Raw genomic sequence first — 12432 nt, 5'->3', positions numbered from 1 at the left:
TCTACCGAAACATACACCTCTTCATATTCACTCATTTATTTATTATACATCGCTGATGTTATTTAATTCTCATTCCTAAGTTATGCCGACGATGCTAATCGTAAGTAGACAGGCGATGTGTGACAGCTACGTTAATGAGTCTCTTTAAACGATATGAATATGGAAACGGAAGCTTCTCCAAAATTTCTTGTTCCTGACTGGGCAAAAAAGCATTGGCGGTTACTCGCTGCCTTCGCTGCTGGCGCTTTTTTTGGTGCTATTGCTGTGCAGCAAGGATATGAAGGTTTTAAGATTGGGGGAGCAGAATATGTTCTTATCAAGAAAGCCTCCATCCCAAAGTCTCTGTCGATCCAGGGCAAGTGGTTTTATGAAACACAAACTAGCGGTGTACCACTTCAGTTTGATAAATTGAACTGTCTATCGATTTTGGGTACAGCAGATATTTCTCAGGCAGCAGCCTCGAACGAGTTTAGTATAAATAATGCCACGCGGCGAGGATGTATCGATCCTAAGTCCCAAGTAATAAAAACAAATGTTGGTTGGCGTAGCATTAATGCCGCAGTTCTTCCAGATAGCAGGAAAATTATGGTCTCCTTGAACACTGCCGATCCGAACCCTCGCATTGCCTATATTGAAGGTGCAATTCCAGCAACTATCAGCGGAGATTCTCCCCCTAAGTTCGATGGGACTATGTATTATCTCAATACTCAGAATCAAAGGTACGGTAGTACAACAATTACCTTCTGCAAAGAGGGAAGTGAATGTGCTCAAGATATCGCCGAAAAACTCAGGGAAAAATGAATGGATCGTCCTTTCTCTGTCATAAACGATAGTTATAGTGACTTTACACAAACTTGAATAGACCGCATAACAATCCTTATTCTGTGCAGCTCGGACATAATGAATGTTCTAAGAATCACCAATAATAAAAACCCAGTTTCTTTAAGAAACCGGGTTTTTAATGTATTCGATCGCCCTAAACCCGACCTACAATTACTTCAACGCAGAAGTCCCGATTAAATCGCTACTTTTTGGTAGCTGAATCGGACTCGGATTCGCATTAAGTAACAGGTCAGCTTCCTTACCAGCAGGATTGGCAATAGGTGCGATCGCACCACTAACACTCGCAGCTTGCAAAGGAAGAATTGGCTGAGTTTGAGCGCTGGTTAGAGATGTTAACAATCTGTTAGACTCGTAGATGAGAATGTCATCATCGATGCCGCTAAAGCTGTTCATCATTGGAATTGAACCGCCGTTTAGCAAGATGTCATTGGGGATAATATTGGCAGAATTTACTGTCAAACTACCTGGATAAGTCGCTGCTGTTGACGGTTGTAAGCTGAGTGCGGGCGCGGGAGTCGTGTTATTGGGCTGACTAACAGCAAAAATGGCAAAAAACCCGGTTTCTTTGGTTTGGATGCGTCCACGACGATAGGATTTAAGGGCCCTCGACCTTACAGCCTTAAGGATGTCGCCACTTTAGCGCTGATGAGGGAGTTTTATGGCAATTTACGATCGCAGCCAATTAAAGCTGAAGCGCTCAGAAAAGCTCAACTGGCAATGATCCACAAACAAATTGTAGTAAAAGACGGTCAATTGCGGGGAACTCAAGGCGCGATCGACCTTACTCAATCCGCACAAATACCAAATTCTGATTTCTCACACCCCAAGTTTTGGGCCGGATTCACAATAATTGGCAGTCCTTGGTAAGTTAATTGGAGATTTGATATTCACGAGTGGTAAGGTGTAAGGCGGCTAGACGCACCCTACATTGACTGGCGGGATTTTGCAAAAAGTAAATGTATCCCTGACTACTATCTTTTTATGTCATAAATTTGCTATGAATAGCAAAACTAAACACTAGCGGGGCAAAACCTGTGGGCAAGTTTGATAAAATATTCAATTCAGAAGACCAATCCGAAGCAAGCTTGACTTTAGAAGAATCCGTAGCAGCGGTAGCACTTGTCGCAGCGGAGGCAAATTCCCCTGATACGGATGCTGATATCTTAGAAAGCATACTTTGGGAATCAGAAATATTTGCTGAATACTCGGAAGATGATATGTCAGCAATGTTTCAAAGACTCGCCGGTATTGTCGCCCAAGACGGTTTAGGAGCATTATTTAATACTGCTTGCGAATCTATGCCAGATGAGTTAGTGTTGGATACTTTTGCCATAACCGCAGCAATGTTTGTCGCAGATGGCGAAATAGCTCAGAAGCACCAAGCTTTTCTGCAGGAATTCCAGCAAGCATTAGGTGTGGAAGATGAGGAAGCAGCAGAAATTATTGAGGATGTAATTGCTGCTTACTCGGAAGTAGAGGGCGAAGAGTCTGATTTCGATGCGGCATGGTACGTATCTCCTGAAGGCAATTTTAGCGTTCCCATTCCAGTTGACGATCAACGAGGCGGTAAAATTGATGATCAAGAAGGCTGTGTCGCATTTTCAGACGACTTTGGCGTTTTGCTGAAAATTGATTATTTCCCTGTTGCTGGTGAAGTGGAAGAAACAATCGAGTCGGTTGGCGAGGAAGGTTATCTCAAGTCTTTTCTCGACAATTTTGTTGCTCAGGCAATTCTTGCTAATGTTCCCAATTCTAAGTTACTCCACGCAGAATATTTAGAAGATGAAGAAGCTTATTTCGTGGTTTTAGATTTGCCTGCTGGTGCAACTCTCAGCGTGCAGAAAAATGAGGGCTCTCTGACTCGGTTGGATGCTTACCGGGGACTGATGGCTTTTATTGCTGACGATTTTTGCTACACGGTAAGCTGTCAGCGAATTTATCAGGAGGGGGAGGAATTGGGTTCCCTGGAGTCTGAAGTTGAGGGAATTATGAACAAGATTTTTGAGTTTATTGAGACAATCGAATTCGGGCCGATCGAATAAGCAGGAATTATTTAGGGGGTTCAAAATCCGGTTTCTTTCTAAATGTCTCGCTGCTTAACCCTATATTTTTAGAGAAACCGGGTTTTTTTTGCAAAAAATTCTCAGGCTATTATATCGTTTCCGGTCGATCGACCAAAATCAAACTGGTTGGTAGTGAAGACTTGAGTTTTCATTACTTGCCCTCGCGCTTATTTTACCGCACTGCTAGATATTAGAGGTTTTTTACCATAAAAGAGTGCGATCGAGAACAGGGTTTTTTGACCCATTCTCGATCACACTTCCAGATACATTCAGTCAACCACAGTCGAGAGACAGCAGCAATTAGCTGCCATTTGCGACTAATTAGTAGTCTGAGCTTCCACCAATCTTTGCTTGAGTTCTTCCAGAGCACTCGCCCAGCGCGGATCTGGCTGCACCGAACCGGTATCACCACTCGAAACCGTTGTTGCTGACTGATTGCGGCGAGATTTGTTGTTGTCACCCCGACGGCGATTGCTTTTGCTGGAACCGCCTCCACCTTGGCTAGGAGGAGCCGAGCGCTGCTGTTGCTGCGGCGCAGGTACAGGCATTGGCACAGACGCCGACGCCGACACCAACTGCGGTGACTGCGGCGACTGCTGCTGATCGTCTTCGCCCTTTTCAGATTTACCCTTAGAGCGGGGCAGTGCCTTCTCTATTTTCAGCGGGTTTTCTTTGAACATCAAGCCGTTATATTTCTCAATAACTTGGTCGGCTTGTTCGTCGGTTAGCACCGTCACAAAACCAAATCCTCTGCATTTACCAGTTTTGCGGTCTGTAATTACCTTTGTGGTAACAGATTCGCCCTCCGGTGCAAAAACTTCTTGCAATTCTAGGCGATCGAGTTCCTTCGGCAGATTGCCAACATAAAGACGAATAGACATGAAAAATTCCTCCCGACTTGGATTTTAATTAATTTGCTCGAACAGAATTACCTGAAGTCAACTGAACATTGACTTCAGGCAAACACCACATAACCCGAGAATTGGCGCATTCCTCCCACCAACCTTGACAGCTCCCCCCACCTTTTAGAACAAAAAGATGATTTACTCTGATAAGGCCGGAACTTAACCGCCGATGCAGAGAGCTTTTAAATCTCAGGTTGTTGTGTAAACTTTTCGTCATCACTCAAATGTTTAGGCTATTGGCTATTCTGTATTACTTGCTTCCGGTTTTGATTCAGAATGTTTATAGCCAGCGCCGTCTAGAAATTTATGTCCAAGGATGTCAATTGCAAGCGATCGGAATGCCAGTATTCAGTTTAATACAGTGATGGATAAAATGGCTAACATTTTTTAGCCAGTAATCTTACCTCGCTCCTAATCTCGCTCCTAATTCTGAGAACTACTCACTTACCTGCTATCCCTTAAATCGGGCTCGGCAGAGTCCGAGCATTCTTTAAAGGTATCACAGCCTTGGTAACAGAGCTAGTTATTTAGGAAGATTTCAGTCTGAATTTAACGCAAACCACATCTGAATCACTTTTGATAATTCATCCCGCCCAGCAAAAATAGCGATCGAAAAAAAACAGCCGACAAGCGGCTGGCTGTACTTGCTGTGTTGGGATGTTGACAATTTTTACGCAATGCCTTAAGGGATTTTAGCCAACTGAAGTTATCGCGCTATTTGGTTCAATCCAATTCCTGTAAACTAATGTAACAGACCGCTGGCAAAAAAGCAACTTTTCTTTACGAATGAACAAGCAACAAGAGTGTAGGGTGCTCACCGCGCACCGAGAACATCGGGTAGGGTGTACACGGCGCACCGAGAAGATAGATCGCCCATCCCCCGTTTAACTCAAAACTCATCTGGGGCTGCGCGTTGTGCGCGATCGAGTGCGGCAATCTGATAACTATTCCTCATACCTGAAAAAAATGCAATTGTAGGCAACCTCGAAACCCTTATGCAGTAAGTCATTTCCCATTCTTCAATCTAAAATCCAAAATCTAAAATCCAAAATCGTCTCACCTTGGGCCCTGGATAATGATGTATGCGCCCCAAAAAGCAGCAGCAAAAGCCAAAATCGCAGACCAAATCGGATGTCCGCTGTCACTAACCCTCCCTCCTTGACTGCGGAGACTTTCAAGGTCGATCGCCACAGTAGCACCCCGGCGCAGCCAACCAGTCGCCACAACAGATGTTCCGATCAAATCGCTAGGGCGAGTAGTCTCTTTGAACAAAAATGGCCACAAAGAGCCAATGTAGCCAAACCTCGAAACATAGTGCAACCTCACCAAACCCGTCGCCGTTTGCAAAATCAAATCTTGTCCCAGCCAATTACTCATACCAGATCGACCCAAAAGTTGCCCCTCCAGCCGCACCGGTTCAGCATCCAGCGGCAAACTCTCGGGATTTGACAAAATTTCCGGCAAACTCGGCGAAGCGGTTTCTCGCGGTATAATATCCGGGAAGAAATAATTGATCCGCATCAAAGTACCGATAGAAAACCCGATCGGCAAACAGCCCCAAATAATCGATCGATCGCCCCAAAGCCAATCCAACTGCCAGATACTCGTCCTCGAAAAAATCCCCCCAATCAGCCAAAGCACCCCGACTATCGCCAAACTCATCGGAATTCCAAAAAACGGCGCACCCTGTAAAAATAGTTTTGAGTCTTTAAATTCGAGTATTGACTTAAACAGAGACAATTTTCCTTTCCTAGGTTGTTCTGGCACTCCCGCGTTTGCCAAATCTAACTCTGTCTCTAGCTTCCAGAATTGAGCATACAGGGCCAACAGCTTCAAACGCTCTCCCAGCAAAGGATGCGCGCCGTTAACCGTCAACCAATTGCGCTCCTGATTGCTGACATCCCACAGCAAAATCTGTTCTAACGGCGCGTGTAATGCAGCAGAACCGAGGGTGACAGCTTGTCCAACGCCTACGGGCAACAATAGATCGAAACTTTCCAGGAAAAAGCTAGTTTGTTTTTGCTGTTCGATATTACCAGCAACGCCGATCGCAATTTTAGCCAGTGCCCGCGTCAAACCGTTAGGATTGCCCGTAATTTCCGCAGCAGTGCGATCGCTAAAATACACTCTGCGGCGCGACACCCACAACATCGGCCAGCGCAACAACTTATAAATCCCGTAACTAATAGCAGAAATTGCAGCGGCCACAAATTTGACAGCAGAACGCAAAAACTCGATCGTCATTAAATCACACAACCGCTCTTGCCAGTGCGCCACCTGCCAATAAATCAAGTAAGGAATCTGAATCACCAGCAGCGCCAGCGACATCGGCGCAAAATCCCAGTGAGAAATATGGCCCAACTCCCGCGCGAAAATAGTAGCAATTTCCTCATCCGTCAACTGTTCCAACAGCCCGCGACTCACCGCAATCCGAGCAAAACGGGGCAAACAGCCGTAACTGAAAGCTACAGGAACATTCAGCGGCAAGAGTTTCAGCACCGGCACCGGCATATTTTGCTTGGTACAATAACTTCGCAGTACCCGACTAGCTTCCTTGCTGTGCTTGGATAAAACTGACCCGCGCAGGGTTTCGATGCCACAAAACAGTTTCAGCAGCGCGTCTATCAGCCACGGAGACGAGGCCAAAAGCAATCCAAAAACCATCTGAACAAACGGAGTCGGATCGCGGTAAAAAAGCTGAATCGGCGCGAAAATAGGCAGTCTACTGAATATGTAAAGCTGAACCAACAGAGAATTAGTGTTTGTCAGCAGGAATTGCAGCACAAACCGGGCTAGGAAAAATAGGGCGATCGCACTTGCAACGGCTTGTATGCGAAACTCCAGCAACTTCAGCGGTTTGAGGGGGCGCGGGATTTTCGCGGTGCGCCCTGCTTCGCGCCAAGTGAGTTGGTAAGTATCTGGGCTGGCGACTCCGGGGATATCTGTTGGGGAAGCGGAACTATTTTCGTCGCTAATTTCTGCGGTATCGGGTGCGGTTTCTGTAGGGGCGGTGCCCCCGTGCCCGCCCTCTGATGTCGGGCGAATCGGCGGTGTGGGGGGTGGAGGTGGCGGGGAAATCGGTTGCGATTTGGCGTTCCCAGGCTCTACAGTCTGCTCTAAAGGTAAAAATCCTGTTTTTTTATCTGCGGTCGGTCGTAGCGAAGCGGGGCGTAAGCCATCGCCCCCAGGCGTTTGTTTCGGCGATTTAGTTGCTGCATCAAAGGCGACAAAGCCTGTTTCGGGGGGAGTTTCTGCGGATTTTGGTTTATTTGCCGGTGGTTTTGGGGGGCGAGGGGGGGTTAATTCTTTTAAAGCGCGATCGGCCCAAGTTTTGACTTGAGGGTTGGGACTTTTGGCGAGGGATCTGCACAGGGCGATCGCACCTTTGACATTAGCGGTTGCTTTGTACGCAGCCACTAACCCCATCTGCGCGCGGATTCCCGACGGCTGATTTGCTGCGGTTTGGGTGACGGATTCTAAAAGGGCGATCGCGCTTTGGTAATCTTTTTGTTTCAAAGCCGCTAACCCAGCCTCTAGAGACTGTTTCAGAGATGAATCCGATTGATTTGGATTAGGTGGAGATACCATAACTGTGCTTGCGATCGCGTCCTTTCTAAGATAGCTTGGCTGGTCGATCGATTACGGTTTTAACTCACATCTTGTACCATTGTCAGCAACAGGCAAGATGCCTGTTCCACAAAAGATAAATTTTCTCGCTTCACAGGCATCTTGGCTGTTCACAAAAGCTGATTGAGAAGGGTGCAATATCTCAGTGTTAACATATGCCCTAAATGCGATCGCCCATAATTGATATCTATGCCCAATTTCAATCCCCCATTGGTATAATAAAATAACTCCTCACCCGCACACTTATGCCAATTGACGACGAAGATTTTGAAACCGAATCTATTAGCGGCGATCGCAAACTGGAACTTTTTACCGACAGATACGAATTTACCCGCCGATTTGCCTTTTATTTAAACGAAGACCCCGCGCGCCAACAAATTTTGTATTTTTACGGAGATGGAGGCAACGGCAAGTCTTTGCTGCTACAACACTTGCAATTTCACTGCTGCAAAAGATTTTCGCCGCAGGTGTGGAAACAATTGCACGACATCCCAGAATCACAAGCCGCCCAAGTTGCTAATTCCGTCCGCTATGCTGAACCTAAGACCTACACTCCCATACCCGCAGTCAGACACGATTTCGGATTGATACCGATTAAAGAAGATAAACCGCAAGATAGATTTTACGGCTTGCTGATGCTGCGCCGAAATCTGGCAGCAGCCACTAAGAAATATAAATTTAAATTTCCAAATTATGACTTTGCTTGCTTTTGGTATTTGCTGAACAAAGGCGAATCACAGGCAACTCTCAACCAACTTTTCCCCGATGATGTGGCGGAATTGGTGGTACCTATAATTGAAACTTTTGCAGATTTTCCGGTGGTGGCGCAAGCTGTAGCGGTGCTCAAAGGGATAGATAAATTGGGCGGGATTAAGCGGGCGATGAAATTAATTCAAAATCGCTTGGGCGTCAGCGATGAAAAGGCGGAGGAAATTCGCCGTCTAGATATTGATACTGAGTTAACCGACTATTTGCCGAAATTGTTTGCTGGGGATTTGAATGCGACAATGGCTGGCAAAAATAAACCCGATCGCCTCGTGATGCTGTTCGATACTCACGAGAAAATGTGGGATGAAAAACGCAATTCTCAAGGCGCAACTTTTTGGTATCAAGATGAGTGGTTTCGGCGGTTGTTGAGGGCATTGGATTACAAATTGGGGATTGTAGTTGTTGTGGCGGGGCGAGAGTGTCCGGTGACGCAATTGCGGTGGCCGAATGCGTCAAGGTTTCCGATTCCCGCAGATTATATAGATGCACAATTGGTGTGGCATTTGTCGCCGGATGATGCGAGGGATTACTTGCACAAAGTGAAGATTGACAAGGCAGATTTGGCAGATGCTGTAATTAAATATGCCAGCGTCAATCCCGCTGATAATTTGGAGAATTTGCAGGTACATCCGTTTTATTTGGGTTTGTGCGCGGATGCGGTGCTGGCAGAAAGAAGGCGGGGAATTGAGTTGCTGTCGTCGGATTTTGCGCGGATTCCGAAGTTGGAAAACAAGACTGCGGAATTAACGGATCGGTTGCTGAGTTATGTCGATCGCGAAGTGCGATCGGCTGACGCACTCCAACATTGATTGATGTTGTTGGCGGCAATTTTTATTTCCACACCTGACAAGCTTTGTATCATTGTGAATTAACATGATATGGATAACTGCTGAATATAGTTGATAACTTCATCTTTACTAATTATTTCAGAAGTTGGCACACAATAAGAAGGGTAAATATAATGAGTTTCACCTGTCGCTGCTGTTTTGCGTTTATCTATTTTTGTACCGTATCTATCTGGATAAATAATCCACTTTGTACTGGGACGTGTTGGCGTTATTGCTCCCCAAGCTATTTTGGTATTTCGACAGTACCAAATAACTACTGCTGGCGGGTTTACCCATTGTTTACTTTCTACTTCACCGCACATCCAACCTTTATAACCGGGCGGTATTTGTCGAATCGGATCTGTAATAGACTGAAATACTGTTTTTACAGATATCCAAAAAATTTTATTGCCTAAATTATCATACACAGGAATATCTTCGTCAGTATTAAACTGAGTAAGAATAGACTCTCCTGTATTAATTCCCCGTTTCCTCAGTCCATTGCGAATAAGTGTTACAGCATAATCTCCTTCAGCTAAAAATTTTTCCCAAGTCATAAATACTTAATCATACTTTTTCCTTAAAATTTTATCATCAAAACTCATCTAAAACTTCTTCGTTTACATCTGGTAAAGAATTTTTCATTTGATTCATTTGTTCTTTCACCAATTCTATTAAACGATCGTTGCAGTATTCAGCAATTGCTGGATATTTGTCTGCCGTCTCTTCTAAAGGTGTTATCACACATGGATCGCTAATATCAATACCCAATTCTATCCACTGCCTAGTTTGCTCCACAGCTACATTGACCAGCTTTTCTAGTTCTGGTAAGTAGTTACTTATCCCATTCAAAGGATTTAATTTCGATATTTCTTCTAGAGAAATAGACAGATTTTCTAGTTGCTTTTTCTTGAGTAATTTAAGGTCTTTATCTTTTGCAAATACTGAAAGAAGCGAAGATGTTCCCGCTTCTAATATTTTTGTATGAAGGACTGAAAAAGGTTGCCGACCTTCAACCGGAATATTATCCCAATAATTAGTAGCAAGTTCTCGAAATAGTTGATATGCTCTAACATAATGTAGGCATGCATCTATCCCATCTTTTGTAGTGCTCGCTAAATTAATCAAACCCAGAGCCTCATACAATATTTGACAAGTCTTTAAATCCTTACTACAATCATCACTGAATTTTTTTATGACCTCCTTTAACTTTTCGTCTAAAGATATTTTCCAAGCATAGTTGCCAATGTCATAAAGTACGAATTCGTTAACCTCTTGAAACTTCTTTGATATTACAAATAACTCTTCAGCAGTTAAACGTTCACGTATCACTCCCTCCTCGGCAGATGATCTACTACTTCTTTCCTCTGACTTCGTGTCCTTCGCGTCTTCGTGGTTAAATAATTCGATATTCTTCCAATGGGAAGGGGCTAAACTATTTATTTCATCAATTTTAGTAGTAAGTGTGGATATTAAACTCTCAAATTCAGCACTAACAAATTCCGTTTCGAGCTTTTGCCTAGCTTCCTCTATTTTCGTTTTAATACTAGAGGTGAGAGCTTCTTCAAAGCTATCCAAAACAAACTGTGTCATAGCATTTAACCTCGCAGCAGTTGGCTGACTTGCACTAACGAAAGTTAGTTTACTTGCATTTTATCACAACCACACGAATAGTGCATCAAAGGGCGATCGCACTTCCCGTACCTCATCCAAGACTTAAAAACAGAAAGTCCGCCTGTGCGGACTTCGTTTGTCTAGCGCCACACATCAGTCTGGCAGACTAATCACTCCAAATTCAACACACAATAAGGATAACGAGTCCTCACACAAACTACTGGCCCCACATAAAAACCCGGTTTCTGCCCACCCGCGCAGTCCTGAACGCACTCCGACAAAGAAACCGGGTTTTTTCCCAAATTTGCGAATCACCACCAAATATTGTCATAAAAACCCGGTTTCTGGCCACCCGCGCGTAAGCCCTAAATTTGCTACAATAGCCCTATAAAATATCAAAATATCAAAATATCAAAAATATGAACGAATCCCAAATACCCCAAATTCCTTGGCTGCCATTAAGCCGAGAAGCGCACAAACTATCAGTTACCGACAGATTAGCTCTAGTCAACGCGATTGTTGAGTCCATCAGACAGGAACTCAGAGCCCGCCAACCTCTGCTGGATGATTTTGTGGAACCCGTGACTAGGCTAGCAAAAACTGATACACCACCCGCCACAGGTGACGAAGTTAAAATTAGATTACGCCCCGATCGCCAAGGTGCAGCCAAGCGACTCAGAGGGCTCGCAAAAACTGATATGCCACCGCCAACAGATGCAGAAGTTGCACTCATGTTAGAAGAACGTTTGGTGGAGAAATACCTAAAATTAAGGTATTAATAGACACCAACATTATCCTCGATAGTTTGCTAGAACGAGAACCGTTTGTAGAGGATGCTGATGCTTTATTTGAGGCGATCGAAAATGAGCAAATTGAGGGATATGTAACGGCAACAACCTTAACAAATATTTTCTATATTGTCAGAAGGCAAACTCGCAGCCTCGATCTCGCTAGGCAAGCTATTGCTGAAACACTAGCATTAATGAAAGTATCTGCCGTCGATCGCCACGTTTTGGAAATAGCATTTGCATCTAATTTAACCGATTTTGAAGATGCCGTGCAGTTAGCTTGTGCGCTGTCAGATAACTTGGAGGCGATTGTAACCCGCGATGCAGGAGATTTCGCTGGTGCCACCTTACCAATTCTATCACCTAAAGAGTTATTAAAACGTTTGGAATAAGATTAATCTCACATCTTGCACCATTGTTAAGAACGGGCAAGATGCCCGTTCCACAATAAAATTGAGTTGTGTGGAACGGGCATCTTGCCCGTTCCTAAACAGGTAGTTGATAATGGTGCAAGATATCAGATTAATAGGACTTACGCACTCCGACAAAGAAACCAGGTTTTTTACCGAATGTGTGGGTCACAACCAAGTATTCTCATAAAAACCCGGTTTCTGGGCCCCATGCGTAAGCCCTAAAAAGGACTTAACCTTGCAGCTTACCGCCCAGATTTTCTCGGCGATGTACCCTCAGCCCGCTTCCGACGGATCAGCACGCTCATCACCTGCTTCGGATTAGCCGCACGCTGTAGGGGACTCCAATCGCCCACTTCTGCAAATCCCAGCCGGTACAAAGTGAGTATGGTTTCCCGGACACCTTTGGGCGAACCGACAACCGTTAACAGCACAACTTCCTGTTCGCATACTGCTGCTGAGTCGTCATTTGTGCGCTCAAATTTGTTGTCGTCAGGCACGAATTCCTGTGACATAATATGTTCTCCTGGTTTTGGGTTTTCTAGAAAAACCCAAAAACCCAGCCGCCCCGCATTTCAACACATAGC

Annotated in this window: 12 protein-coding genes; 6 read left to right on the top strand and 6 right to left on the bottom strand. The window is 44.8% G+C overall.

From position 1 onward, the window contains the following. Positions 1-159 precede the first annotated feature (159 nt). Complete coding sequence (locus QUB08_RS27245) at positions 160-801, top strand: hypothetical protein (RefSeq protein ID WP_333228812.1); 642 nt, start codon at positions 160-162, stop codon at positions 799-801. A gap of 192 nt (positions 802-993) precedes the next feature. On the opposite strand, the gene QUB08_RS27240 is transcribed toward QUB08_RS27245, so the two are convergent. Continuing rightward, the gene (locus QUB08_RS27240; protein ID WP_333228810.1) at positions 994-1302 is read right to left on the bottom strand and encodes a hypothetical protein; all 309 of its coding nucleotides are present in this window, start codon (positions 1300-1302) and stop codon (positions 994-996) included. 111 nt (positions 1303-1413) lie between these two features. Between QUB08_RS27240 and QUB08_RS27235 the strand changes: the two genes are divergently transcribed. After that, complete coding sequence (locus QUB08_RS27235) at positions 1414-1710, top strand: CHAT domain-containing protein (RefSeq protein WP_333228809.1); 297 nt, start codon at positions 1414-1416, stop codon at positions 1708-1710. 167 nt (positions 1711-1877) lie between these two features. Further along, positions 1878-2885 (top strand): tellurite resistance TerB family protein, encoded by a 1008-nt coding sequence (locus QUB08_RS27230; RefSeq protein ID WP_333228807.1) that lies wholly within the window; start codon positions 1878-1880, stop codon positions 2883-2885. A 338-nt stretch (positions 2886-3223) separates the two neighbouring features. On the opposite strand, the gene QUB08_RS27225 is transcribed toward QUB08_RS27230, so the two are convergent. Beyond that, positions 3224-3787, bottom strand: a complete 564-nt coding sequence (locus QUB08_RS27225) for an RNA-binding protein (protein ID WP_333228805.1) — start codon at positions 3785-3787, stop codon at positions 3224-3226. A gap of 1080 nt (positions 3788-4867) precedes the next feature. Then, positions 4868-7399 carry a zinc metalloprotease HtpX gene (locus QUB08_RS27220; protein WP_333228803.1) on the bottom strand — a complete coding sequence of 844 codons (2532 nt, stop codon included), beginning with the start codon at positions 7397-7399 and terminating at the stop codon, positions 4868-4870. Between the two features lie 284 nt (positions 7400-7683). Between QUB08_RS27220 and QUB08_RS27215 the strand changes: the two genes are divergently transcribed. Further along, entirely contained in the window at positions 7684-9015 is a 1332-nt protein-coding gene (locus QUB08_RS27215) for a hypothetical protein (RefSeq protein ID WP_333228801.1), read from the top strand. 59 nt (positions 9016-9074) lie between these two features. Here QUB08_RS27215 and QUB08_RS27210 read toward each other — a convergent pair whose 3' ends face one another. Then, on the bottom strand, positions 9075-9590 hold the full coding sequence (locus tag QUB08_RS27210; RefSeq protein WP_333161859.1) for a hypothetical protein: 516 nt from the start codon (positions 9588-9590) through the stop codon (positions 9075-9077). A 37-nt stretch (positions 9591-9627) separates the two neighbouring features. Beyond that, entirely contained in the window at positions 9628-10626 is a 999-nt protein-coding gene (locus QUB08_RS27205) for a hypothetical protein (RefSeq protein ID WP_333228799.1), read from the bottom strand. Between the two features lie 440 nt (positions 10627-11066). On the opposite strand from QUB08_RS27205, the gene QUB08_RS27200 reads away from it, so the two are divergent. Both QUB08_RS27200 and QUB08_RS27195 read left to right on the top strand, forming a co-directional pair. Next, a complete protein-coding gene (locus QUB08_RS27200; protein ID WP_333228797.1) occupies positions 11067-11426 on the top strand; it encodes a hypothetical protein in 360 nt (119 codons plus the stop codon). A gap of 26 nt (positions 11427-11452) precedes the next feature. Beyond that, positions 11453-11827 carry a PIN domain-containing protein gene (locus QUB08_RS27195; RefSeq protein WP_333228795.1) on the top strand — a complete coding sequence of 125 codons (375 nt, stop codon included), beginning with the start codon at positions 11453-11455 and terminating at the stop codon, positions 11825-11827. Positions 11828-12090: 263 nt separating this feature from the next. Here the strand turns inward: QUB08_RS27195 and QUB08_RS27190 are convergent, their stop codons facing one another. Next, a complete protein-coding gene (locus QUB08_RS27190; RefSeq protein ID WP_333228793.1) occupies positions 12091-12360 on the bottom strand; it encodes a hypothetical protein in 270 nt (89 codons plus the stop codon). Between the last annotated feature and the right edge of the window lie 72 nt (positions 12361-12432).

Source organism: Microcoleus sp. BR0-C5 (assembly GCF_036705045.1).
In the GTDB taxonomy this organism is placed as follows: domain Bacteria; phylum Cyanobacteriota; class Cyanobacteriia; order Cyanobacteriales; family Microcoleaceae; genus Microcoleus.
Note: the sequence above shows the minus strand (reverse complement) of the source record. Positions and strands in the feature narration are given on the sequence as shown.

Bases quoted from the DNA above. Each gene is read 5' to 3' on its own strand.
- QUB08_RS27190 (WP_333228793.1), bottom strand. From the start codon at position 12,360: ATGTCACAGGAATTCGTGCCTGACGACAACAAATTTGAGCGCACAAAT.
- QUB08_RS27210 (WP_333161859.1), bottom strand. From the start codon at position 9,590: ATGACTTGGGAAAAATTTTTAGCTGAAGGAGATTATGCTGTAACACTT.
- QUB08_RS27205 (WP_333228799.1), bottom strand. From the start codon at position 10,626: ATGACACAGTTTGTTTTGGATAGCTTTGAAGAAGCTCTCACCTCTAGT.
- QUB08_RS27200 (WP_333228797.1), top strand. From the start codon at position 11,067: ATGAACGAATCCCAAATACCCCAAATTCCTTGGCTGCCATTAAGCCGA.
- QUB08_RS27215 (WP_333228801.1), top strand. From the start codon at position 7,684: ATGCCAATTGACGACGAAGATTTTGAAACCGAATCTATTAGCGGCGAT.
- QUB08_RS27225 (WP_333228805.1), bottom strand. From the start codon at position 3,787: ATGTCTATTCGTCTTTATGTTGGCAATCTGCCGAAGGAACTCGATCGC.
- QUB08_RS27220 (WP_333228803.1), bottom strand. From the start codon at position 7,399: ATGGTATCTCCACCTAATCCAAATCAATCGGATTCATCTCTGAAACAG.
- QUB08_RS27245 (WP_333228812.1), top strand. From the start codon at position 160: ATGGAAACGGAAGCTTCTCCAAAATTTCTTGTTCCTGACTGGGCAAAA.